General features: G+C 65.1%; 18 protein-coding genes. 13 read left to right on the forward strand and 5 right to left on the reverse strand.

The annotated features are described in order from the left end of the window. Window positions 1–65: 65 nt before the first annotated feature. Window positions 66–4,778: an NAD-glutamate dehydrogenase gene (locus FHR22_RS13060; RefSeq protein WP_166943385.1), complete on the forward strand. Its 4,713-nt coding sequence runs from the start codon at window positions 66–68 to the stop codon at window positions 4,776–4,778. A 192-nt stretch (window positions 4,779–4,970) separates the two neighbouring features. Beyond that, on the forward strand, window positions 4,971–5,828 hold the full coding sequence (locus FHR22_RS13065) for an ATP-grasp domain-containing protein (protein WP_166943388.1): 858 nt from the start codon (window positions 4,971–4,973) through the stop codon (window positions 5,826–5,828). A gap of 9 nt (window positions 5,829–5,837) precedes the next feature. Here FHR22_RS13065 and FHR22_RS13070 read toward each other — a convergent pair whose 3' ends face one another. From FHR22_RS13070 to FHR22_RS13080, 3 genes are all read right to left on the reverse strand, one after another. After that, entirely contained in the window at window positions 5,838–6,074 is a 237-nt protein-coding gene (locus tag FHR22_RS13070) for a ribbon-helix-helix domain-containing protein (protein WP_166943391.1), read from the reverse strand. A 257-nt stretch (window positions 6,075–6,331) separates the two neighbouring features. Next, a complete protein-coding gene (locus FHR22_RS13075; protein WP_166943394.1) occupies window positions 6,332–6,796 on the reverse strand; it encodes a Fur family transcriptional regulator in 465 nt (154 codons plus the stop codon). 112 nt (window positions 6,797–6,908) lie between these two features. Then, on the reverse strand, window positions 6,909–7,358 hold the full coding sequence (locus tag FHR22_RS13080; RefSeq protein ID WP_341786619.1) for a MerC domain-containing protein: 450 nt from the start codon (window positions 7,356–7,358) through the stop codon (window positions 6,909–6,911). A 356-nt stretch (window positions 7,359–7,714) separates the two neighbouring features. On the opposite strand from FHR22_RS13080, the gene FHR22_RS13085 reads away from it, so the two are divergent. The 3 genes from FHR22_RS13085 to FHR22_RS13095 all read left to right on the forward strand — a co-directional run bounded on the left by FHR22_RS13085 (window position 7,715) and on the right by FHR22_RS13095 (window position 14,187). Then, window positions 7,715–10,693: a TonB-dependent receptor gene (locus FHR22_RS13085; protein WP_166943401.1), complete on the forward strand. Its 2,979-nt coding sequence runs from the start codon at window positions 7,715–7,717 to the stop codon at window positions 10,691–10,693. A 202-nt stretch (window positions 10,694–10,895) separates the two neighbouring features. Continuing rightward, window positions 10,896–11,402, forward strand: coding sequence for a hypothetical protein (locus FHR22_RS13090; RefSeq protein ID WP_166943404.1), 507 nt, complete (start codon window positions 10,896–10,898; stop codon window positions 11,400–11,402). Between the two features lie 382 nt (window positions 11,403–11,784). After that, window positions 11,785–14,187, forward strand: a complete 2,403-nt coding sequence (locus FHR22_RS13095; protein WP_166943407.1) for a porin family protein — start codon at window positions 11,785–11,787, stop codon at window positions 14,185–14,187. Window positions 14,188–14,198: 11 nt separating this feature from the next. Here the strand turns inward: FHR22_RS13095 and FHR22_RS13100 are convergent, their stop codons facing one another. Beyond that, window positions 14,199–14,825 carry a TetR/AcrR family transcriptional regulator gene (locus FHR22_RS13100; protein WP_166943410.1) on the reverse strand — a complete coding sequence of 209 codons (627 nt, stop codon included), beginning with the start codon at window positions 14,823–14,825 and terminating at the stop codon, window positions 14,199–14,201. A gap of 207 nt (window positions 14,826–15,032) precedes the next feature. Between FHR22_RS13100 and FHR22_RS13105 the strand changes: the two genes are divergently transcribed. Beyond that, window positions 15,033–15,890: a metal-dependent hydrolase gene (locus FHR22_RS13105; RefSeq protein WP_166943413.1), complete on the forward strand. Its 858-nt coding sequence runs from the start codon at window positions 15,033–15,035 to the stop codon at window positions 15,888–15,890. Continuing rightward, window positions 15,887–16,309 carry a DUF2147 domain-containing protein gene (locus FHR22_RS13110; protein ID WP_166943416.1) on the forward strand — a complete coding sequence of 141 codons (423 nt, stop codon included), beginning with the start codon at window positions 15,887–15,889 and terminating at the stop codon, window positions 16,307–16,309. Before FHR22_RS13105 ends, FHR22_RS13110 begins: the two co-directional genes overlap by 4 nt. Window positions 16,310–16,521: 212 nt before the next feature. On the opposite strand, the gene FHR22_RS13115 is transcribed toward FHR22_RS13110, so the two are convergent. Continuing rightward, window positions 16,522–18,192, reverse strand: coding sequence for an AMP-binding protein (locus FHR22_RS13115; RefSeq protein ID WP_166943419.1), 1,671 nt, complete (start codon window positions 18,190–18,192; stop codon window positions 16,522–16,524). 139 nt (window positions 18,193–18,331) lie between these two features. Here FHR22_RS13115 and FHR22_RS13120 point away from each other — a divergent pair, with 139 nt between their 5' ends. The 6 genes from FHR22_RS13120 to FHR22_RS13145 all read left to right on the forward strand — a co-directional run bounded on the left by FHR22_RS13120 (window position 18,332) and on the right by FHR22_RS13145 (window position 24,947). Beyond that, on the forward strand, window positions 18,332–18,865 hold the full coding sequence (locus FHR22_RS13120) for a hypothetical protein (RefSeq protein WP_166943422.1): 534 nt from the start codon (window positions 18,332–18,334) through the stop codon (window positions 18,863–18,865). Between the two features lie 43 nt (window positions 18,866–18,908). Further along, window positions 18,909–20,744 carry an aminodeoxychorismate synthase component I gene (gene pabB, locus FHR22_RS13125; RefSeq protein ID WP_208417687.1) on the forward strand — a complete coding sequence of 612 codons (1,836 nt, stop codon included), beginning with the start codon at window positions 18,909–18,911 and terminating at the stop codon, window positions 20,742–20,744. A 127-nt stretch (window positions 20,745–20,871) separates the two neighbouring features. Then, on the forward strand, window positions 20,872–22,086 hold the full coding sequence (locus tag FHR22_RS13130; RefSeq protein WP_166943425.1) for a pyridoxal phosphate-dependent aminotransferase: 1,215 nt from the start codon (window positions 20,872–20,874) through the stop codon (window positions 22,084–22,086). Window positions 22,087–22,687: 601 nt separating this feature from the next. Next, entirely contained in the window at window positions 22,688–23,317 is a 630-nt protein-coding gene (msrA, locus tag FHR22_RS13135) for a peptide-methionine (S)-S-oxide reductase MsrA (RefSeq protein WP_166943428.1), read from the forward strand. Window positions 23,318–23,460: 143 nt separating this feature from the next. Next, on the forward strand, window positions 23,461–24,627 hold the full coding sequence (locus tag FHR22_RS13140) for a serine hydrolase (RefSeq protein WP_166943431.1): 1,167 nt from the start codon (window positions 23,461–23,463) through the stop codon (window positions 24,625–24,627). An 8-nt stretch (window positions 24,628–24,635) separates the two neighbouring features. Beyond that, window positions 24,636–24,947, forward strand: a complete 312-nt coding sequence (locus FHR22_RS13145) for a hypothetical protein (RefSeq protein WP_166943434.1) — start codon at window positions 24,636–24,638, stop codon at window positions 24,945–24,947. The last annotated feature ends 32 nt before the right edge of the window (window positions 24,948–24,979 follow it).

The raw sequence follows: 24,979 nt of genomic DNA on the forward strand, positions 1-24,979 counted from the left end.
GGCCGGAGCGAACGGACCAGCCGATCGTCGGCAAGGGTTCGCCTCGGTTCAGGATGCCGCACCCCATGCCTAAAATATTGTCCGACGCCCCCCAAGCGGACGCAACGCCTTCGATCCCCAAAATTCCCGCAAAAATCGCCGCCGCCTATCTGGCCGCGCTCCGTGGCAGCGCGCTGCCCGGCGAAGGCGACGATCTCGACCAGGTCGCGCTTGCCGATGCCGCGCAGTTCGTCGCGCGCGCCTCGATTACGCGCACGCCGGGCAAGCCGTCGTTGCTGCTCGAACCCGTTGCCGCCGATGGCACCGACCGTCGCATGCGGCTCGCGATCGTCAACGACGACATGCCGTTCCTGGTCGATTCGACGTCGCAGATCGTTGGCGCGCAGGGCTTGGTCGTCCACCGCATCCTTCACCCCGTCGTTGCGGCAAAGCGTGATGCCAAGGGCCAGCTCGAGGAAGCCGGCGATGCGCAGCCCGGCAGCGCAGGGCGCGAATCGGTCATCTATATGGAGCTGGAGCGCGGCGACGCGCGCGCGCGCCGGCGGCTGCTCGACGCGCTCGAGGAAGCGCTCGGCGACGTTCGCGCGGCGGTTGCCGACTGGAAGGCGATGCGCGCCGCGATGCTCGCCGACGCCGCAATGCGCGCCGATGGCGAAGCCGCCGAACTGCTGCGCTGGTTCGAGGGCGGCGCGATGACGCAGCTCGGCCATGAATGGCGCGCGCGCTCGGGGCCGGCACAAAACCCGCTCGGTATCTCCGCCTCGGGTGCGGGCGACCTGTTGTCGGCCGCGGCACTGGAAGCGGCCTTCGCCTGGTTCGACAAGGGCAATCAGGGCCCGCTGCTCATCAAGTCGAACCGCCTGTCGGCGGTCCACCGCCGCGTGTTGCTCGACCTGGTCATCGTCCCCGAATATCAGGGCAGGAAGGCCGATCGCCTGTCGATCCATGCCGGGCTGTGGACCAGCGCCGCGCTGTCGGCGCGTCCCGACAAGGTGCCGATGCTGCGCGCGCAGCTCGGCGCGCTGATGGCCAAATTCGGCTTCGATCCGACGGGCCATGCGGGCAAGGCGCTGACCCACGCGCTGACCGCGTTGCCGCACGATCTGTTGATCGCCTTCGACGCCGCCTCGCTCGAGGAACTGGTACTGACGTCGATGTCGATCACCGACCGGCCGCGGCCGCGGATCGTGATGGTGCAGAGCGCGCTGGGCCGCCATCTCTTCGCCTTCGTCTGGCTGCCGCGCGACGAGGTGTCGACCGGCCGCCGCATCGCGGTCGAGGGCTTGCTGGTGCGCGAAGCGAAAGCAGGGGTGATCGGCTGGACGATGGTGCTGGAAGACGGCGGCGCCGCGCTGCTCCGCTACACGCTCGACCTGCGCAGTGGCGGGGTGGTGCCCGACACCGACCTGCTCAACGCGCAGCTCGAACAGATGGTGCGCGGCTGGCAGCCCGAGGTCGAGGCCGAACTGGCGAAGCGCGGCGATCCGGGGCGTGCGGCGGCGCTTGCCTCGCGTTTCGGCGGGCGCTTCCCTGCCAATTACCGCAATCTCTATTCGCCCGAGGAGGCGGCGCGCGACATATTGCGGCTGCGCGACCTCGACGCCGACAGCCCGCGCGGTGTGCGCCTCGCGCGCAAGAGCCTCGACGGCGACGACCGATTGCGACTGAAGGTCTATAGTTCGGCCGGCGCGCTTGCGCTGTCCGACGTCGTCCCCGCGCTCGAACATTTCGGTTTCGAGGTGCTCGAGGAAATTCCGACCGCGCTGGGGCAGGGCCGCGCGCCCGGTGCCGAGGGCGAAGAGCAGCCCGCCTTCATCCATGATTTCACCTTGCGCGTCCCCGCCAATGTCGATGAAACCGCGCTGATTCCCTATACCGATGTGATCGAAGGCGCGATCACCGCGGTGCTCGACGGCACCGCCGAAAACGACGCCTTCAACGAACTGGTCATCGCGACGCAGACCGACCCGCAGGCGATCGTCTGGCTGCGCGCCTGGTTCCGCTATATGCGCCAGGGCGGGTCGAGCTACGGCATGGACACCGTCGTCGCGGCGCTCCGCCACGCGCCCGAACTGACCGCGAAGCTGATCGAGCGTTTCTGCGCGCTCCACGACCCGAAGCGCGCCGATGCGGCGCGTGCGGCGGCGCTGGGCGAAGAGATTGTCGCAGGATTTGCCGACATCAAGTCGATCGATGACGATCGCATCCTGCGGCTCTTCCACGCGGTGATCGGCGCGACGCTGCGCACCAACGCCTTTGCGCCCGCAGCCGCCGAGGGGCTGGCGTTCAAGATCGACTCCAGCCTGATCCCGGGCCTCCCCAAGCCGCTGCCGTGGCGCGAAGTCTGGGTCTATTCGCCCCGCGTCGAGGGCATCCACCTGCGCGCCGGCCCGGTGGCGCGCGGCGGGCTGCGCTGGTCCGATCGCCGCGACGACTTCCGCACCGAAATCCTTGGCCTGATGAAGGCGCAGCGCGTCAAGAATGCGGTGATCGTGCCGACCGGCGCCAAGGGCGGCTTCTATCCCAAGGCGCTGCCCGATGTCGCGCTCGACCGTGATGCCTGGTTTGCCGAGGGCACCGAATGCTACCGGATCTTCATCCGCTCGCTGCTGTCGATCACCGACAATATCGTCGCCGGCAAGGTCGTCCATCCGAAGGGCGTCAAGATCCATGATGGCGAGGACCCCTATTTCGTCGTCGCCGCCGACAAGGGCACCGCGACCTTCTCCGACGTCGCCAACGGCCTCGCGATGGAGCGCGACTTCTGGCTCGGCGACGCCTTCGCGAGCGGCGGGTCGAAGGGCTATGACCATAAGGCGATGGGCATCACCGCCAAGGGCGCGTGGGTTTCGGTCCAGCGCCACTTCGCCGAAATGGGCGTCGATGTGCAGACCGACAGTATTCGCGTCGTCGGCTGCGGCGACATGTCGGGCGACGTGTTCGGTAACGGCATGCTGCTGTCGAAGGCGCTGAAACTCGTCGCGGCGTTCGATCACCGCCATATCTTCCTCGATCCCGATCCCGATCCGGCGAAAAGCTGGAAGGAACGTGACCGCATGTTCAGCCTGCCACGGTCGAGCTGGGAAGATTATGACAAGAAGCTGATCTCGAAGGGCGGCGGCGTCTTCCCGCGCAGCCAGAAGAGCATCCCGCTGACCGCCGAAGTGCAGGCGGCGCTCGGCCTGTCGGTGTCCGAAATCGATCCCGGTTCGCTGATCTCGGCGATCCTGAAGGCGCCCGCCGACCTGCTCTGGTTCGGCGGCATCGGCACCTATGTGAAGGCCGCCAGCCAGAATAATGCCGAGGTCGGCGATCCCGCGAACGACGGCTTGCGCGTCGATGCCGAGGATCTGCGCGTCAAGGCGGTGGGCGAAGGCGCGAACCTGGGCGTCACGCAGGCGGCGCGCATCGCCTTTTCGGCGAAGGGCGGGCGGATCAACACCGACTTCATCGACAACAGCGCCGGCGTCGATTGCTCGGATAACGAGGTCAACATCAAGATCGCGCTCAATCGCGAGATGGCCGAAGGGCGGCTGTCGCAGGACGACCGCGACGCGCTGCTCGTGCGGATGACCGACGATGTGTCGGCGCTGGTGCTCGAAGACAACCGGCTCCAGGCGCTCGCGCTGTCGATCGCCGAAAAGGGCGGCTCGGCAGCGGTGCCGTCGCTGGTACGGATCATGGAGACGTTCGAGGCGTCGGGCCGGCTCGACCGCAAGGTCGAAGGACTCGCCGCGAACGACGAACTGCTCCGCCGCTCGGCCGAAGGCCGCGGGCTGACGCGGCCCGAACTCGCGGTGCTGCTGTCGACCGCGAAGCTTGCGCTGCAGGACGCGATCGAAAATAGCGAACTGCCCGGCGATCCGGCGCTCGGCTCCGATCTTGCGGCCGCCTTTCCGACCGAAATGCAGCGCGACTTTGGGCAAGCGATCGCCGATCATCAACTGCGCCGCGAAATCATCGCGACCAAGCTCGCCAACCGGATGATCAACCGCATGGGCGTTGTCCATCCGTTCGAACTGGTTGAAGAGGAAGGCTGCGCGCTTGGTGACATTGCGGCGGCATTCGTCGCGGTCGAACGGCTGCTCGACATGCCGGCGATCTGGTCGGCGCTCGACGCGGCGAAGATCGACGAGGCGATCCGCCTGTCGCTCTTTGCGCAGGCGGCATCGGCGATGACCTCGCAAATGGCCGATCTGCTCCGCGTCAACCCGACGCTGACGCATCCGGGGCCAGTCGTTGCCCGCCTCGAACCGGGGGTCGACCGCCTGACGTCGGGTGTCGACGAACTGCTCAGCCCGTCGGTCAAGCGTCAGTGGGACATGCTGAGCCAGCAATTGCTCGACGCGGGCGCGCCCGAAGCGCTGGCGGCGTCGGTGGTGCGCCTGTTCAAGACCGACGGCGCGATCGGCATCGTCGATCTCGCCGAACGGCGCGGCGACGACGAGATTGCGGTGACGCGCGCCTTCACCCATCTGGGCGAGGCGCTGGGGCTTGACTGGGCGCAGACGCTGGCGGCGCATATGAGCCCCGCCGATCCATGGGAGCGCCTGCTCGTCAACAGCCTGGCGCGCGATTTCCAGCAGATGCGATTGAGCTTCCTCGGCCAATTGCCGAAGGGCGATCTCGATGCGGCGGTGACCAAATGGCTCGCCGACCACGCGCCGCGCGTCGGGCAATTCCGCACGACGGTCGACCGCGCGCGGATGATCCCGAACCCCAACGGCGCGATGCTGTCGCATATCGCCGGGCAGGCGCGCGGATTGCTGGGACGCTAGGACGGATCGACATTCAGGAGATGGCGGGCGGAAAAGGGTGGTTTTCCGAGACCCGGAGCGCAGCGTACTTCAGTAGGTGAGCACCGGAAGCTCGGGAAAGTGTCATTTGCAGGCCGCCAGAACTGAATGTCGATCCGTCCTAGTCAGACGCCTCCCCTATGAAGGGGAGGGCCCTTCAGGAAAGTCTCTTTCATGCCCTACCAGCCGCGGGTCGCGATCCTCGTGCCGACACCCGATTATCCCGAGAAATGGCAGTCCGCCTTCGCGCGCAAGGCGGCGGCGCTGTCCGCTGCCGGGCTGCTCGTCGAGCAGCGGGTGTGGACGGACCCCGGCGACCTTTCGGGTTTTGACCTTGTCCTGGCGCTTTTTTCATGGGGATATCAGCGCGACGTCGCGGCCTGGTATGCGCTGCTCGACCGGCTGGAGAGCGAAGGGCTGCCGGTGGCCAACCCGGTGGCCGTGCTGCGCTGGAACAGCGACAAGGCCTATCTGGCCGAGCTTGGTGCGGCGGGTGTCGCGGTCGTGCCGACGGTCGAGGTCGCCGCACTCGACCAGGCCAGCCTTGTCGCTGCGCGCGCCACGCTTGGCGCCGAAGAGGTCGTGGTCAAGCCGGCGATCTCGGCCGGTGCCGACGGGACGCATCGCATTGCGCCCGGCGCACCGATCCCCGCCGATGCGCTGGGTCAGCGGCGGCTGGTTCAGCCGCTGATGCCGGGGATTTTGACCGAGGGCGAATATTCGCTCTTCTTCTTTGGCGGCGAGTTCAGCCACGCGATCGTCAAGCGTCCCGCCTCGGGCGACTTCCGGGTGCAGGAGCAATTCGGCGGGCGCGAGGAGAGCTGGGAGGCAAATGAGGAGGCGCGGGAGCTTGCGGCGGCGGTGCTCGCCGCGACTCCGGCACCGCCGGTTTATGCGCGCGTCGACATGGTCGGCGATGCGGCGGCTACGCTGCATATCATCGAGGTCGAAATGATCGAGCCATCGCTGTTTCTGCATCATGCGCCTGACAAGGGAGCCGCATTCGGCAGGGCGGTCTACGCCGCGATCTAGGTCCCGACCCTAGTCGGCCGTCCGGCCGCGCCACAGCCACTGGCGGATCGCCGAGGTCAGGTTCGGCGGATCGTCGGCCTCCATGCGTTCGACGTCGATTCGTGCGACGAGCGCGTTCACCGGCAGTGACCGGCGTGCGGCTTCGGCCTCCAGCGCGTCCCAGAACATCGGTTCGAGGCTGATCGAGGTCGGGTGGCCGGCGATGGTCACCGATCGTTTGACCGGGGAGCGATAAGCGGGATTCATGTCGGCAGCTTACCGCCTCCACTGGAGTTGCAGGTACGATTATTTGGGGTGAATCGCAATTTTGGTGCCCCTTTAAACGGAGCAGCCGACCCTACGCCCGCCGGTCGGCGGCGATGACGCGAAAACGATGGCCCGGCATTTGCGGTTGTCGGTCCACATGATCAACGAACGGTTTCGCGCCAGCGCGATCAGCGCCCATGCGCTAAGCTTCAAAGCAGTGGGAAATGCGCGTTTCGTTTAACGCGCCGCCGCTCGATCTATTGGCACTCGGCGCATTTGCCGCGCACTTCGATCACCGGGCGCTCGGCGGCGAAACCGGTCGCCTCGGCCGCAGCGCGGACGCCGCCCGACAATTTGTCGTCGTCGACATGTACGGCAGACCCGCAGCTGTCGCAGATCAGGAAAATGCAGTCGTGCAGGCAGCCGGGATGGCTGTTGGCGACAAAGGCATTGGCGCTTTCGACGCGGCGGACCAGGTTGTTGGCGACGAACAGGTCGAGGATGCGATAGACGCTGTTCGGCGCGACGCGCTTGCCGCGCTTCTGCGAGACGATGTCGGCGATTTCATAAGCGCTCGCCGGCTTGCCGATTTCGGCGACCGCGTCGAAAATCTGCGCGCGCATGTCGGTCCACGCTTCGCCCGCTTCCTCGAGCGCGCCCTGCGCCGCCTTGGCAAGCGAAGCGCCGCTGGCCTCGACGTGCGGATGATCATGTTTGCCCATGGCGTTTCCTTTGCGGGACATTTCATCCCGCACCGATCATATCCCTAATGGGGACAATATAGGCTGTTCGGGGGGCGCCCGCAAGTTGCGGACCGTCCGTCCGGGCAGATGATCAGTGCCGCGCGCGGCGATTGAGGTCGTGACCCAGCGCAACGACGGCGACGCCGATCATCGTCGCCAGAATCTCGCTGCCATCATGCGGCCGCGACAGGGCGCCAGCCATCATGCCGAGCCCGAAACTGCCGACCGCAAACGGCATCATATAGCCGTGGCTGAGGACACCCGAAACGAGCGTCACCAGCGCGAAGCCGATCGCGACGATCAGGCCGATTTCGTGGAACAGATGGTTTTCGAGAAACACGCCGCCGACCGAAGCGATCGAGGCGAAGAAGATCGTCGTCGCGAGGCAGTGGACGAGACACAGGCCCGAAAGCCCCATCGCGAGCTGGTCGCCGTTGAGCGAGGTCAGCGGCCGCGAACCACGCGCAGCTCGAACCAGCGCGCCGAGGCGCGTCAGGCCAAGGCGCGTCAGGGTAGGGGCATGGCTGGCGACGTGCGTCACCCGATTCTCCATCGATTGGACCGGTTCTGGCGATATGGCATAACATGACAAAGGTTACAACATCACATTGCCATATTTCAGCTATGCCTATTCCGGCTATCGCTTGCGCACGCCGTCTTCCCTTGTGGAGTATCGGTCAACGCGGAATCGCGATCGGCAAACCGCGCGTGCCGCACGGACGCATTCATCCCCGATGCGCTAATGCTAAGCTAACTAAGCGATTGATAAGGTGGCGGGTTTATGTATCAAGTTTACATTGGTATCAATGTATATTGACATCGATGTGAACATGGATCAGCTTCACTGGCAGGAGAAAACTCCAGCCGGCGATCCGGCACAATATCAGGGGAGAGAATATGGGAGATTTTCGGTTCGCATCGTTTTCGCGTAAGGTCAGCCTTCTTGCCCTCGGGATCGCGCTGGCGACCCCCGCCGCGGCGCAGGATGGCGCGGGACAGGATGGCCGGGGGCAGGCCGACGATGGCGCCGGCGGCGATATCATCATCGTGACCGCGCAGAAGCGCGAGGAGGCGATCCAGGATGTGCCGATCGCGATATCGGCCTTTTCGGGCGAAACGCTCGATGCCTACAAGATCGAGAGCGGATCCGAACTGCTGCGCGCCGTGCCCAATGTGAACTTCTCCAAGAGCAATTTCAGCATGTATAATTTCTCGATCCGCGGGATCGGGACCAAGGCGATTTCGGCGGCGAGTGATCCCGCGGTGGCGGTGAGCTTCAACAATACGCCGCTGATCCGCAACCGCTTGTTCGAATCGGAACTGTTCGACATGCAGCGCGTCGAGGTGCTGCGCGGCCCGCAGGGGACGCTCTATGGCCGCAACGCGACCGGCGGCGTCGTCAACCTCATCCCCGCGCTTCCCGGCCCCGACTTCGGTCTGAATGCGAAGGTCGAGATCGGCAATTTCGACACGATGCGCGCGAACGCGATGATCAACGTTCCCATCACCGACACGCTGGGCATTCGCGTCGCGGGCGCGCTGACCAGCCGCGAAGGTTTCGATTACAACACATTCACCGAGCGCCGCGTCAACGGCCGCGACCTCTGGTCGACGCGCACGTCGATCCAATGGGAGCCGAGTGACCGGCTGAAGGTCAGCGCAATCTGGCAGCATTTCAAAGAGGATGACAATCGCTCGCGCACCGGCAAGCAGCTTTGCACCCGCGACCCCGGGCCGACGATGGTCGGTGATACGCCCGTCCCGGCCGACCTGCAGGGCCGGCTCAGCCAAGGCTGCCTCCCGGGTTCGCTCTATGACGATGCGGCGTTCGGGGCGCCCAATGCGAGCGGTCTCGCCTTCATCGTGGCCGGCAACACCACCATCCCGATGGGGAACCGCGCGGGAACCTTCGAGTCCATATATGGCATGCTGCCGGGCGACCCGTTCGCCAATGTGATCCAGTCGCGCAACCTGCGCGAGATCGCGACGAGCTACGACCCGGTGTTCCGCGCGAAGAACGATGTCTTCCAGCTCAATTTCGAATATGATGTCAGCGATGCGCTGAGCTTCGTGTCGCAAACCGCTTATGCGCGGGATCGCTACTATTCTTCGCAGGATTATAACCGCTTCGTTTCGGGACCGATCTTCAACGATTCCAGCGAAGCGGTCGACCCCTTCACCCAGCTTCCCATCAGCCAGGAGCACGCAGCGCCCGGGGGCATTTTTGTCGACCCGCAGCTTGGCGCGTCGAACCGGCTGCTGTCGGTCGACCTCAGCCGGTCGCGCAACCGCCAATGGTCGCAGGAGTTCCGGCTGCAATCCGCGTTCGATGGACCGTTCAATTTCAACATCGGCGCCAATTATCTGAACTTCAAATCGCAGGACGATTATTTCGTCTTCAACAACGCCTTCTCGTTTATCGCCTATAATCTGTATAACCGGCCGGCGGACGTCTATCCCAACTATCACCCCTGTCCGATCGGCACGACCGGTGTCGATTGCGTCTATGTCGATCCGAACCCGATCGGTTCGCTCGACGAACAGGGGCATAATTATTTCCTGAGCCGCAACATCGTCAAAACCAAATCCTGGGCGATTTTCGGCGAGGCCTATTGGAATGTTTCCGACAATGTGAAGATCACCGCCGGGCTGCGCTGGACAAAGGATATCAAGGTCGCGACGCCGGTTCCCAGCCAGCTGCTTCTGGGCGGCGCCGGGACCCTGGGCACCAGTGGCGGTTCAAACAGTTTCGGTTACCCGGCCGACCCGGACATCAAGCAGCGCTGGTCGAAACCGACCGGCCGGCTCGTGATCGACTGGGAACCCGACCTGTCCTTCACCGATCACAGCTTGATCTATGCCTCGGCCTCGCGCGGCTACAAGGGCGGCGGCACCAATCCGCCGCGCCCCAATCTGGATGAGCGGATCGTGCAGTTCCAGCCGCTGCCGGCCACGTTCAAGCCGGAATATATCAACGCGTTTGAAATCGGCACCAAGAACAGCTTCGACGGCGGTCGCTTCACCCTGAACGCCACGGCCTTCTATTATGACTATAAGGACTATCAGGTCTCGCAGATCGTCGATCGCATCTCGCTCAACGAGAATTTCGATGCGACGAGCTGGGGGCTGGAACTCGAAACCGCGTGGCGGCCATCGCGCGCTTTCCGCGTCGATGCCAATCTGGGCTATCTGCGGACGCGGCTCAAGGAAGGTTCGCAATCGATCGACGTGATGAACCGGACGCAGGGCAACGAAGACTGGGTGCTGTTGCGGCCGTGGATTCAGATCCCGTCGAACTGCATCGCGCCGCGCAAGCATGTCGAAACCATCTTGAACTCGCCGCTTGCGCCCTTCCTCGGGCTCAACGCGCTGGGTGCGCTGTGCGGCGGTTCCAAGGAGACCGGCACCTTCAATCCGGCGGTCGATGGCCTTCGCCTCGACCAGTTTTTCGGCTTCACCTATAATCCGCTCACCGATGCGCCGAATGGCGGGCGCGGCTTCTATGCCGATCTTGAGGGCAATGAACTGCCCAACGCGCCGCGCCTGACGTTCAACATCGGGGCGCAATATACCTTCTTCATCGATGGCGGCGATTGGGAACTGACGCTGCGCGGCGACTATTACCGCCAGTCCAAAAGCTATGCCCGCGTCTACAACACCGAATATGACCGGCTGAAGGGATGGGACAACGCCAACGTCGCGGTCACGCTTGAGCGGCCGGCGGATGCGCTCGCTTTCCAATTCTATGTGAAGAATCTGTTCAACAAGACCCCGATCACCGATTTCTTCACCAATAGTGATGATTCTGGATTGAGTTCCAATATTTTCACTCTCGATCCCCGGATTTATGGATTTAGCGTATCGAAGAAGTTCTGATCCCCCCAAATTAAAACTAATTAAATCGCAATTAATCCTGCCGAATTTTTGGCGGGAAGGGAATTGTACAACTTTAAATATATGATAAAAAACATAATTTTAGTTTTTACATTGACGTCCATGTTAAATCAAATACTATGATCGAGTACAGCTGAGTCGCAGTACAAATTATACAGAATCAATAACTGGAGAGGAGAGTATCATGAGAAAAGTCACGGCACTTCTTGCCGCCAGCGCCCTTGTATTCGGCGCCACCTCCGCAGCCGCGGCGACCTTCGGGCCGACATCCCCGCTCCCCAACACGCACCGCTATTCGGGGGCGGTTGCGGTGAAGAAGGACGGCCTGACCTATAACTGCACGCTCGCGATCGACATCAAGGTCAACAGTGCGTCCGACGTCGACGTGAATGTCGTCGGCGGCGCGCTGTCGGGCGGTTTCCCCTGCGCGCTGATCGCGATCACCGGCACGGGCAACGTCGATCATGACGGCACGAACTGGGGCCTCACCGGCCTCACCATCGATCCGCCGCTGAGCGCCGGCGTCTGCACCGGGCGGATCAAGTTCGTGTGGGGCGGCAACACTGCCAATCCGCGCACGATCGCACTGACCAACGGCTTCTCGGATTCGAGCGATCCGGGCGGCGGCAACCCCTGCAAGATGCAGGGCACGCTTTCGTCGGCGGGTGACACCCTCACGGCCACTCCCTGATCGAACGTCCGGTTCGGAGGGGCGTCGCACCGGCGCCCCTCCGCGACTTTGGAGATGCGAGCATCGGGCGCTCATCATCACCCATCCCTCGATTGTCGTCATTCCTTGCAATGGCGGCAATCTCCGCACCTTGAAGCGCGTGATGGTTCGCGCGCTTCTTTTTTTCCGGCAAGGAAACGGGATAGAGTCGATACGGACGGGCCGCGCTGACGAAATGCCATCGCCGCGCCCGATCGTCCTGTCTTGTTTGCGAGAGCGGCCTGGTTGCGAGAGCGGGTTGAGAGTTTCGGTTTCCCATGATGCCGCCCCGTCTGCCGGCCGGTCCCCGTCCCGGCCGCGACCATGGCATCTGTCGACGCCCCCCTTTCTGCTCCTGATATGCTTGGCCGTTACGGGGCCGTGCGAGGCCGGAATTTCGTCTGAAGCCGATGACGGCGGCGGCGCCGCCGCCGCGGACCAGCGCCCGTCCGCACCGCAGTCCGCCATCGTCGCCACGCCACAGGATGAAATCGTCGTCACCGGCAAGCGCTGGGGGCAGGCCGATATCGCATCCGAGACCGAGGTCGATGCCGACGAAATCGGTGTCTATGGCGCCGATGATATCGGCGAACTGCTCAAAGGCCTGGCGCCGCTGATCGACGGTACCGGCGGCACCCCCGCCATTCTCGTCAACGGACGGCGCATCGGCAACCCGTCGGAAATCACCGGCTACCCGCCCGAAGCGCTGAACCGCGTCGCGATCCTCCCGCCCGAGGCCGCCGCGCGATACGGCTATCCGGCGGGGCAGCGGGTGGTCAATCTCGAGCTCAAGCAAAAATATGCCAGTTGGAGCGCCGATGGCGGGATCACCGTTCCGACCGCGGGCGGGCGCCGCAGCGCGCAGACGTCGGTCGGGCGCACCGCGATCGACGGCAATACGCGCTGGAATGCCGAGGTCACGGTTGCGGACGACGGCGCGCTGCTGAAAAGCGCGCGCGATATCCCGGTTCGCGACGATGTGCTGGCGCTGCTCCCGACGCTTCAGGGCGGGGCGGCGGCGGACATCGACCCGAACCGGTTCGAATCGCTGTCGGGGACATTACGGTCGGTGGGCCTCAACGCGGGGGTCACGCGGCCGCTCGGCAGCTTTTCGGCGTCGCTCGGGCTCAACGCGGGGCTGAGCCGCAGCAAACAGCTGATCGGTATTCCGATCGGATCGATCATCCTGCCGCCCGGCAGCCCATGGGTGCCGCCGGGCGGGGAGGCGGTCACCACCAGCCGGCTGCTCGGCGATACGCCGCTGCAAAGCGGGCAGCGATCCGAAACCTTCGGTGTATCGGTGACCCTGTCGGGGCTGATCGCGGGATGGCAGACCAGCCTTTCCGCCTTCTACTCGCACAATCGCAACGCCAACATCTATGACCGGGGTTATGACACGAACGCGGCCCAGGCGCGCGTCGATGCCGGCGACCCGGACTTCGACCCTTTCGGCGCATGGCCGGCGACGCCGCTGCTTTCCGACCGGACCCGATTCCGCTCCGACATGCTGGGTGCGAACTTCAATGTGTCGAACAGCATCCTGAAGCTTCCCGCCGGCGATGTCGGCACCAGCCTCACCGTCAATGCGAACCGCACCCGCTCGCGCTTCACCGCGGCCGGAGCCGCGCAATCGGAGCCCTCGGGTAGCGACCAGCTCGACGGCCGCCTGTCATTCACCATCCCCGTTACCAGCCGCGCGCTGGGTGTCCTTGCCCCGCTCGGCGACATCGCGCTCGATTTCACGGCGGAGATCGGCATTGCGACACGCACCCCGACACGCCGCAAATGGAATGCCGGTGTCCGCTGGGTCCCCTTTTCCTTCGTCGACCTGCGCGCGAGCATCGAACGCGAAAATGCCGAACCCAATTTCGACCAGCTCCATGGCCCGCGGATCGAGGTCGTCACGCGCCTGTTCGACTTCGCACGGCAGGAATATGTCCAGCCGATCAGCATCTTCGGCGGAAACCCCGATCTTCGGGGGGGCAGCATCGACAATCTGTCGGTGAGCGCGATGATACGCCCGTTCGAAGGCGATCTTGCCACGCTCAACATCGGCTATCGCAGGCGCGTCGCGCAGGGCGGCATCGCATCGCTGCCGACCCTCACGCCCGATGTCGAAGCCGCCTTTCCCGAACGGATCACCCGCGATGCGAGCGGGCGGCTGATTTCGATCGATGCGCGCCCGATCAACATTTCGCACGACCGGACCGAAGCGATCACCACGGGCCTGACCCTACGCTATACCGCCAGGACGAAGGTGCCCCCCGGCGTCCCGCCCGCGCCGGATGGTGCGCGGCCGTGGACGTTCAGCCTGTCGATCATCCACAACTGGCAACTCGCCAGCGAAATGGTGATCCGCCCGGGACTTCCCGTGCTCGACCGGTTGCAGGGCAGCGGACAAGCGCAGCATAATGTCGCACTGAACCTTGTCGTCGGCCGGCGCGGGATGGGGGCGTCGCTGAACGGAAACTGGAACGGCGCCGCGCGCGTCCGTTCGATCGGCGAGGCAGGCGGCGGGTCCGAGTTTCGCTATGCGCCGTCAATTCTCTTCAATCTCGGGCTGTTCGCCGAACCCGAACATTGGGCAGGGGTACCGGGCGAACGCAACTGGGCATCCGATCTCAGGATTTCGCTCGATATCCAGAATATCCTGAACGGCTACCGGAAAGTCTCGGTGCTGGGCGGCGGCACCCCGCGGGGTTTCTCGCGCGACGAAATCGATCCGCTAGGCCGCACCGTCCGGCTCAGCATCCGCAAGCAATTCTAGCGACCGGCCGGTCAGGATATCGCGGGCGGTATCCCCGACGGGATCAGGAACAGTGGCAGGATGCGGGCGATCAGGTCGCGCATCGCATCGTCCTTCTGGTCGAGCATGCTGCGGATATGGGGGCCGATCACCGCGTCGCCGAATGCGCTCACCGCCATCATCAGCACCGCCGCGCGCACCCGTTCGGGCGCCGCATCGTCGCGCGACTGGCCGACGATCGCCTCGACCAGCGAACGCACCGCCTCGCGTACGGGCTCCAGATGCGCGACATCGCCCGACAGGATGATCCACGCCGCCAGCGGGCCCGCGCCGCCTTTGTCGAAAGCATCGAAAACATGGTCGGCGATCGTCCGCGGCGCCGCGGCGTCGGTCTTGAGAAGCTCGACGACATTGTCGAGCGCTGTCGTCAGATCCTCGATCATCGACCCCATCAGTGCCGATTGCAGGCTTGCAGCCGATCCGAAATGATGCAGCACATTGGCGTGCGACATGCCGATCTCGTCGCCGATATTGGCCAGCGTCACCGCGCCGGGTCCGCCCTCCAGCAACAGCCGCCGCGCGGCCGCCAGCCCTTCCTCGCGGACTTCGGGCCCCAGCCGCTTGCGCCGCTTCTGTCGCGGTGGCGCTTGCTTGTACATCGTCATCGTTCCTCGCGGCCTTCCCACCCCACATGGGCCGTACCGCTTAGGTCTTTAATGCAAAGCACGCGTTTGTCACTTGCAACCGTACGGCGTGGCCGCGCGGCGCCGCCATCCTGACCCACATGGAAACACCGCTTGCATGGGCGGCCCATGCATCATATATACATTGATGTTAATGTAATTTGAGTCGGTGAAAGGTGCAGCATGACCCACAACACCCCAACGCCCCAGGATTTGCGGATCGAAAAGCGCGACATGAAATTCGGGAGGGAGATATCCCCGCCGCGCTGGTGGCACAGCGGCGATCCCGGCCGCACCGCCTTCTTCAACGCCTTGTCCTCGACCTTTCCGGTGGGGGAGAAATTCTTCATGACCGCGGTGCGCCATTACCGCGACGGCGCGCCCGAACCGCTGCGCGGCCAGATCGACGATTTTCTCTATCAGGAATCGATGCATTCGCGCGAACATGTCGTGTTCAACCGCCAGGCCGAGGACGCAGGGTTCGATATCGCGCCGCTCGAGGACCGGGCGCGGCGCACGATCGCCTGGGTCAAGCGCCGCTCGCCGCTCCAGCAACTCGCCGCGACCTGTGCGCTCGAACATTTCACCGCGACGCTCGCGCACGACGCGCTGGCCGACCCCCGGCACCTCGACGGCGCGACTGAAGAGGCGAAGCGCCTGTGGCAATGGCATGCGATGGAAGAAATCGAGCATAAGGCGGTGGCGTTCGATACCTATCTTCACGCGACGCGAAACATGACGCCGTTCCGCCGCTGGCTGAAACGCAGCCTCGTCATGTGCGTGACGACGATGCGCTTTCATTATGTGATCTTCCGCAACACCGCCGATCTGCTGCGCCAGGATGAGCGTAATGATTTCGCGACATGGCGAAAACTGCTGTCCTATCTCTACGGCCGCCCCGGCACGCTGCGCTTGCTGCTGCTCGGCGTCTTCACCTATATGCGGCCGGGCTTCCATCCGTGGCAGATCGATGACCGGTCGCTGCTGACGAAAGCGCTCGCGATGCTCGAAACGGGCGAACCGAAAAGGACTGCGGCATGAAGAAACTGGCTCTCCCTCTGGCCGCCGCCGCACTATTTGCGGCGCCGGCGGCGGCATCGGCTGCCGACCTCACTGGAATCTGGGCGACCGGCAGCGAAGGCGGCCGCGTCCAAATCTATCGCTGCGGCGCTGCGCTGTGCGGCAAGGTCGTCGATGCGGCGCGGCTGCGCGGCAATCCCGACCTGCGCGATGTGCGTAATTCGGATGCGAAGCTGCGGGCGCGCCGGATCAAGGGGCTGGTGGTGCTGAACGGCTTCACCGGCGGGCCGGTCGAGTGGAAGGGCGGGCCGGTCTATGACCCCGAAACCGGCGATGGCGCCTCGCGCGGCTTTCTGAAACTGCTGGCGAACGGCAAGCTCGAACTCAAGGGCTGCGTGGCGTTTATCTGTCGCACGAAGATCTGGACGAAGGCAGGGTAGGCGGGGGCGACGGTTATGTCGCGGGCCGCAGACGCGTGACCGCTTTCGGCCGATTGCCGCCATTACCCTTATCGTCACCCCGGACTTGATCCGGGGTCCCGCTCGAAGTCAAAGACGGATTATGCGGTCAAAAAGCGGGATCCCGGGTCAAGCCCGGGATGACGAGAGTGGGTGGTGCCTGTGGCAGCTCTCCACCCCAAAGCGGAAACCTCCTACCCCGCCGTCTCTTCCGCCCGCAGCGCCTTGCGGTCGAGCTTGCCGATCATCGTCTTCGGCAGATTGAGCCGCACCTCGACCGTGCTCACCCGTTCATGCTTGCCGAGCTGCGGGTTGAGCCAGGCGGCGAGGGCGTCGCCCGAAATGTCGAACCCGTCCTCCAACGTGACGAACGCCTTGGGCACTTCGCCGCGATAGGAGTCGGGCACGCCGAGCACGATCGCTTCCTTCACCGCGGGATGCTCGTGAAGATGCGCCTCGATCACGCTGGGGTAGACCTTGAAGCCGCCAACCGCGATCATGTCCTTCAGCCGGTCGACGATGCGGACATAGCCTTCGTCGTCGATCGTCGCGACGTCGCCGGTGCGCAGCCAGCCGTCTTCGGTGAAGCTGTCCTTGTCGGCGTCGGGGCGGTTCCAATAGCCCTGCATGATCTGTGGCCCCTTGACCACCAGCTCGCCGGGCTCGCCCGCGGGAGCGGGCCGCATCGGGTCTTCCTTGTCGACGAGGCGGAGGTGCGTCGCCGGGATCGGCTGGCCGATCGTGCCGGGCTTGACCGGGCCTTCATAGGGGTTGGTCGCGACGACGCCCGAGCTTTCGGTCAGGCCATAGCCTTCGACCAGTGACGCGCCGGTCGCGGCGACGAATTTTTCGCGGAGTTCGGCCGGCATGGGCGCGCCGCCCGAGATGCAGACGCGCAAGGACGAGAAGTCGGTCGTGGCCAGATCGGGGTGGTCGAGCAGCGCCTGATACATCGTCGGCACGCCGGGAAGCGCGGTCGTTTTCGTCCGCGTGATGGCCTGCAGTGCCTGTTTGGCGTCGAAGCGCGGCAGCATCGTGATCGTCCCGCCATTGAGGATGGTGCGATTGAGCACGCAGGTGTTGGCAAAGACGTGGAAGAAGGGAAGCACGCCGAGGATGCGGTCCTCGGCGTCGTGATCGGGATCGATCGCATTCACTTGTCGCGCGTTGGCGGTCAGATTCTGGTGGGTCAGCTTCGCCCCCTTCGGCGTTCCGGTCGTGCCGCCGGTGTACTGGATCAGCGCGATGTCGGTGACGGGGGCGATCGCGACCGGATCGGGGCGCCCGTCATTGGCGACGAGGGCCGAAAAGCGCGTGATGCGCGGATCGTCGGGCAGCGCGGCAACCTCGCTGCGTTTCAGCAAGCGATACAGCATCGACTTGGCGGCGGGCAGTCCGCCCGCCACCGATCCGACGACGAGCTGGCGCAGGCTCGACCCGTCGAGCACCGCGAGCGCGGTGGGCAGCAGCGCTGCGGCGCTGATCGTGAACAGCGTGTCGGTGCCCGAATCCTCGACCTGCGCCTCCAGTTCGGCGAGGGTATAGAGCGGCGAGAAATTGACCACCGTCGCCCCGGCGGCGAGGGCGCCATAATAGGCGGCGACATAGTGCGGGACATTGGGCAGGAACAGACCGACGCGGCTGCCCTTGCCGATCCCGCGCTGCTGCAACCCGCGGGCGACGCGGGCGGCGGCGCTCGCGACCTCGGCATAGCTGAACCGCCGCCCGAGAAAATCGAGCATCGGCGCATCGCCCCGCTTCGCGACGCTCGCGGCGAGCATATCGGGAAGCGACAAGGGCATGAATTCCTGACCCCAGGGCGTCGGGTGGCGATAGTTCGTCGACCAGTCATAGGGGCTGTCCATTGCCGGGATTCGTCCTTTGCGCTGCGTTACTGACATCACTTAAAGCAGCGTTCTGCTCGTATCGCAATCGGGGTGCGGCGCTTGCGATGCGGCGGCGGCGCGGCTAGGCAGGGGCGGTCCGAAAATCTGGGGGATCGCCATGCCGCACCTGTCCATGCGCCTGATCGCGCCATTCGTCTTGCTTGCCGTGGCGGCGCCCGCCGCCGCGAAGGACAAGGAACCGCCGCCGCGCCCGGCGCAGATTCAGGAACTCTATAATTGCCGCACGATTGCGGAGCAGAGCGCACGGCTCGCCTGTTTCGATCGCGAAGTCGGCGAACTGGAAACCGCCGATACGCAGCGCGACATCACCTTTGCCGACCGCGAAACGGTGAAGAAGGCCCGGCGTGGGCTGTTCGGCTTCACCTTGCCCAGCCTCGGCCTGTTCGGCGGCGACGATGACGAGGACGAACTCAAGAGCGTCGATACGACCGTGGCGTCGGCGTCGCAGGTTGCGGACGGGCGCTATCGTATCGCGATGGCGGACGAGACGGTTTGGGTGCAGATCGACGACCGCCGGATGCCGCTGGCGCCCCGCCCGGGCCAGAAGGTCCAGATCAAGACCGCGGCGCTCGGCAGCTATTTTCTGAGCGTCGAAGGGCGGGCCTCCATTCGCGTGCGCCGCGAACGATAGGCCGGCCCGCGGTTTCGGTTCATTCTGCGGACGGACGTTTGCGATGCTGAAAGGCCTGCCGATCGGCGAGGGCGCCGCGCCCTTCGTGCTGCTCGATGACGCGCGGCAGAGCGGCGCGGCGCCGGCGCGGCTGTTCCGCAATCCCGTCGATATCATCGTCGCGGCCGGTGCGGCGGACATTCCCGCGCTGCTCGACGCGCTCGATGCGGCGAATGCGCGCGGCCTCCATGTCGCCGGCTATCTCGCTTATGAGGCGGGGAGGGGCCTCGCGCCGGCATGGCGCGGCGCGGTCGCGGGCGGGCCTGACGGCGCGGACGAGGATATGCCGCTTGGCTGGTTCGGATTGTTCGAGGGGGTCGAGCGGATCGACGCCGCTGCGGTGGCGGGGCTGCTCCCCGATCCGGCCGGCGCGTGGATCGGCCGGGTCGAACCGCGGATCGCCCGCCCCGATTATGAAGCGGCGGTCGAACGCGTGCTGGCCTACATTCGCGCGGGCGACATCTATCAGGCGAACCTGACCTTTCGCGCCGATGTGTCCGTCCTGGGCAATCCGCTCGCCATCCACGCCCGGCTGCGGCGGACTGCGTGCGCGGGCTATGGCGGGGTCATCTGGACCGGCGCGCAGGCGATCGTCTCGCATTCGCCCGAGCTGTTCTTTGCCTTGCGCGGGCGCGAGGTGATGGCGCGGCCGATGAAGGGGACCGCGACGCGGCTTGCCGATCCGGACGCCGATGCGCGCGCGGCGACCGGGCTCGCGAGTGATCCGAAGCAGCGCGCCGAAAATCTGATGATCGTCGACCTGATCCGCAACGACCTGTCGCGCGTCGCGGCGCCGGGGTCGGTCGCGGTGCCCGACCTGTTCCGCGTCGAAAGCTTTCCGACGATCCACCAGCTGGTGTCCGACGTCAGCGCGCGGCTTCCGGATGGCACGGGCGCCGTCGACGTGCTGCGTGCCGCCTTTCCGTGCGGATCGATCACCGGCGCGCCGAAGGTGCGCGCGATGGAGATCATCGACGAACTGGAAGGCGATGCGCGCGGGATCTACACGGGCTCGATCGGTTTCATCGAGCCCGGCGGCGATGCGGCGTTCAATGTCGCGATCCGCACATTGGTCTTTCCACACAGTGGCTTGCGGGACGGCGCAAATCAGGCCACGCTGGGATTGGGATCGGGAATTGTCGCCGACAGCGTGCCGGGCGAGGAATGGCGCGAATGTCTGGCCAAGGGGGAATTTGTGAGCAGAGCGGGCGAAAGCTTCGACCTATTGGAAACGATGCTTTTCGATCCGGTCGAGGGTGTCCAGCGGCTCGAGGGGCATCTGGCGCGGCTGAAGGCGAGCGCCGATGCGCTCGGTTTCGCCTTTGACCGCCACGGCGCTCGCAACAGCCTGCAGTCGGCGACCTTCCGTTTGCGCAGCGTGGCGCGGGTTCGGATGCGGCTTGCACCCTCGGGCGCGCTCGCGGTCGAGGTGTCGCCGCTGCCGCGCCTCGCCGAACTGCCGGTACCTGTCGCGGTACGGCCCTCGCCGATGACGGCCGACGATTTCCGCCTTGCGCATAAGACCAGTCTGCGCGGCGCCTATGATGCGGCGCGGCAGGACAGCGGCGCCGCTGAAGTGATTTTCGTCGACGAACCGGGCTTCATCACCGAGGGCAGCTGGAGCAATATCTTCGTCGAGCGCGACGGCCTCCTTCTCACCCCGCCGCTGGCGCTCGGGCTGCTTCCCGGCGTGCTGCGCGCCGAATTGATCGACAAGGGGCGAGCGGTCGAATCGCATCTGCGCCCGGCCGATCTCGCCGACGGATTTTTCATCGGCAATTCGCTGCGCGGGCTGATTCCGGCGCGGCTGCAGGACGGTACGGAAACCGCGATAGGCTGACCTGCCCGCCGCATAGGTAAATTATCAACCTGCGCGCTTGCGAATGTCATCGGGACGCTATAGGCGCGGCCGCGCGCAATTTTCTGCCAATTCATCGTCGCCCGCCCTCTCGCAAGGACGCTTTCCCATGTCGACTTTCCAGCCCCACGTTTCGGCCGCCCTCAAGCGCATCCAGCCCTCGGCCACGCTCGCGATGACCGCACGCGTGACCAAGCTGAAAGCCGAAGGTGTCGACGTCATCGGCCTCAGCGCCGGCGAGCCCGATTTCGATACCCCCGACTTCGTCAAGGAAGCGGCGATCGAGGCGATCCGCAATGGCCAGACCAAATATACGCTGGTTGACGGTACGGTGGCGTTGAAGGACGCGATCCGCGGCAAGTTCCGCCGCGACAACGGCCTCGAATACGGGCTCGACCAGATTTCGGTCAACGTCGGCGGCAAGCATACGCTGTTCAACGCGCTTGTCGCGACGGTCGACAAGGGCGACGAGGTGATCATCCCCGCGCCCTATTGGGTCAGCTATCCCGACATTGTCGCCTTCGCCGGCGGCACCCCGGTGATCATCGAGGGCACCGCCGCCCAGAATTACAAGATCACACCGGCGCAACTCGACGCCGCGATCACGCCGAAGACGCGCTGGGTCATGTTCAACTCGCCGTCGAACCCGTCGGGCGCCGCTTACTCGCCGGAAGAACTCGATGCGATCGGCGACGTGATCCGCCGCCATCCGCATGTGATGGTGATGACCGACGATATGTACGAGCATGTCTGGTACGCCGATTTCGCCTTCTCGACGATCGGTCAGCGCTGCCCCGACCTCATCGACCGGATCCTGACCGTCAACGGCTGTTCGAAGGCCTATGCGATGACCGGCTGGCGCATCGGCTATGCCGGCGGCCCGGCGTGGATCATCAAGGCGATGGGCAAGCTGCAGTCGCAGTCGACGTCGAATCCCTGCTCGATCGCCCAGGCGGCCGCCGCTGCCGCGCTCGGCGGGCCGCAGCAGTTCCTCGACGATCGCAATGCCGCTTTCAAGAAGCGCCGCGACATGGTCGTCGCGATGCTCAACGATGCGCCCGGTCTGAACTGTCCCGTCCCCGACGGCGCCTTCTACGTCTATCCCGACGCGTCGGGCTGCATCGGGAAGAAGACTCCCGACGGCAAGCTGATCGACAGCGACGAAGCGCTGATCGACTATTTCCTCGATTCGGCGAAGGTCGCCGCTGTGCATGGCGGGGCCTTCGGCCTGTCGCCGGCGTTCCGCGTCTCTTATGCGACATCGGAAGCGGTGCTCAAGGAAGCGTGCGTGCGCATCCAGCAGGCGTGCGCGGCGCTGAGCTGAAGGGCAGGCCGGCAAGGCGGTTCGGGCCGGTTGCGGCCGGGAGTTGCCGTCCCGTCCATCGTCACCCCGGACTTGATCCGGGGTCCCGCTGGACGTCGAAACCTGCGCCACCTTCAAAAAAGCGGGATCCCGGGTCAAGCCCGGGATGACGAAGGTGAGTAGAGCTCATGGCAGCTCTCCACCCCAAGGCAGCCATTCTGCCGCAGCGCGCGGTGCACATGGCACCCGCATATTTTTATACCGACCGGTCTTGAACTCGTGCGCGTGCATGCCCAATTGCAAGATGAACGGCGGTTAAGCGTCCGGTTCACCATCTGGTAAGCCCGTCTGGCTAAGGTGATCGCCATCACTGCGAGACTGGTCCGGGGGTGCCATATCGCTGGTTCAATCAAAGCGGTTCCGTCCGCGAAACAGAAGATAGAAAAAAGAGGCTCCCCATGATTGCCATGCTCCGCTCCGACTGGTTCCTGACGATGCTCGCCGGCTTTGCCATCGGCGCCACCTATATCATCGCCAATCAGCCCGCGGTCGCCCTGCCGCTGTGACGGCGCGGCGGCGAAATTTCCGTTCGAATATCGCCGCGGCACTGGCTGCCTGCGCCATGCTCGCCGGCTGCGCGCCCGCCCGGGCCGAAGCCGTCGTCAAACTCCCCGCCGCCGCGGTCGACCCCGCCGTCCAGGCGAAGCGCGCGACCGCGATCCTCGCCGGCGGCTGCTTCTGGGGCGTCGAAGGTGTTTTTTCCAACGTCAAGGGCGTGATCTCGGTCGAATCGGGCTATCATGGCGGCAGCGCCGCGACCGCAAAATATGAACTGACCCACGACGGCAGTTCGGGCCATGCCGAGGCGGTGCGCATCGTCTACGACCCGGCGCAGGTCAGTTACGGCACGCTGCTGCGGATCCTGTTTTCGGTCGTCGCCGACCCGACGTTGAAGAACCGGCAGGGCCCCGACAGCGGCAGCCAATATCGCGCCGCGATCGTCCCGATGGATGCGGTGCAGCGCCAGGTCGCGACCGCCTATCTGGCACAGATCGGCAAGGGCAAATATTTTGCGAAGCCGGTGATCGTGCCGGTCGAAAGCTACAAGCGCTTCTATCGCGCCGAGGCGAATCACCAGGATTTCATGCGCCGCAATCCGGCGAATAGCTATATCGTCCGCTGGGACGCGCCGAAGCTTGCGGCGCTGAAGCGGCTGTATCCGGCTCTGGTGCGCGCCACGCCGGCGCCCTGACAGGGGCGGCGTTCCGCCGCTTGTCGCGGCATAAGAATCATTCATCGCAAATCGCTGGCCCGCCCCGCGCCGCTGCGGGACGGATGGTCCGACCGATGGGGGTCGGGAAAGATAATGATAATGATTGCAGTCGCGGGGTTTGAATGAATTTTGAGTTTTCCGGCAAGCCGTTGCTCGCCGTAATGGCGAGCGCCGCGGTGCTGGCGGGTTGCGTCAGCAGCGCGATCGTCCCGTCGCCGCGTCAGCCCCAGCCCCAAAGCCAGTCACAAACCCCGTCCCAGCCGGTGCGCGGCCCCAGCGGATCGGTAACCGTGCCGATCGGCCAGCCGGTGCGGTCGCAGTTGCCGCCGCCGCGCGGCACCGCCGATCCCGGTTTCCGCCGCCCGCCCTCCGGGCTCAGCGATCGCATCGCCGGGCTGTGGCGCGCCTTCCCCGGCAAGACCGGGATCGCGGTCCAGCGCATCGACGGCGAATGGGCGTTTTCGGAGCGCGGCGACGAGTTGTTCCCGCAGCAGAGCGTGTCGAAGCTGTGGGTGACGATGACCGTGCTCGATGCGGTCGACCAGGGCCGGCTCAGGCTCGACCAGATGGTTCGCATCGGCCCCGATGACCTCGCGGTGTTCCATCAGCCGCTTGCCGGGCGTGTCCTGGCCGAAGGGTCGGTGACGATGAGCGTCCGCGATCTCATCGAAACCGCGATCACGCATAGCGACAACTTGGCGAACGACAGCCTGCTGCGCACCGTCGGCGGGCCCGACGCGGTGCGGCGTTTCGTCGCGAAGAAGGACCTCGGCTCGATCCGCTTCGGCCCCGGCGAGCGGCTGCTGCAAAGCGGGACCGCCGGGTTGGCGTGGCAACAAAGCTATTCGCGCGGCCGCAATTTCCAGACCGCGCGCGCCGCGCTTCCCGACGCGACGCGCAAGGCGGCGATGGACAATTATCTTGCCAACCCCGTCGACGGCGCCAGCCCGGCGGCGATCGCCAGCGCGCTCACCCGGCTCGCGCGCGGAACTTTGTTGTCGCCCGAATCGACCGAATATCTGCTGGGCGTGATGAGCCGGACCAAAAGCGGCCCGAAGCGTCTGAAGGCCGGGCTGCCGCCGGGCTGGCAGTTCCTGCACAAGACGGGGACCGGGCAGGATTACAAGGGCATGACCGCAGGCTATAATGATATCGGCATCGCGACCGCGCCCGATGGCACGCGCTATGCAATCGTCGTCATGCTCGGCAGCACGACCTCGCCGATTCCGGCGCGCATGTCGCTGATGCAGGCCGTATCGGGCGCAGTCGCCGAATTTCACGGAAGGTAAGAGAGACGATGAAGCGGGCTGTGCTTCCCCTGTTGTTGCTGCCGCTCGCGCTGTCGGCGTGCGCGACTCCCGAAACGCGGCTGCGCACCGGGCTCCAGAATGCCGGGCTGTCGAAGGCGATGTCGGCGTGCATGGCCGAACGGATGGTCGATCGGCTCTCGCTCCTCCAGCTCCGCCGCCTTTCGGCGCTCGGCAGCCTCAAGGACAAGCGGATCACCGACGTGACGCTCGATCAGTTTCTGCGCAAAGTCCGCGCCTTGAAGGATCCCGAAATATTGACGGTATCGACCAGTTCGGCGGCGATTTGCGCCTTGCGCTAGGATAAAGACGAAGGGCCCGCGCCGATAGAATC

Source organism: Sphingopyxis panaciterrae (assembly GCF_011762125.1).
Classification (GTDB): domain Bacteria; phylum Pseudomonadota; class Alphaproteobacteria; order Sphingomonadales; family Sphingomonadaceae; genus Sphingopyxis; species Sphingopyxis panaciterrae.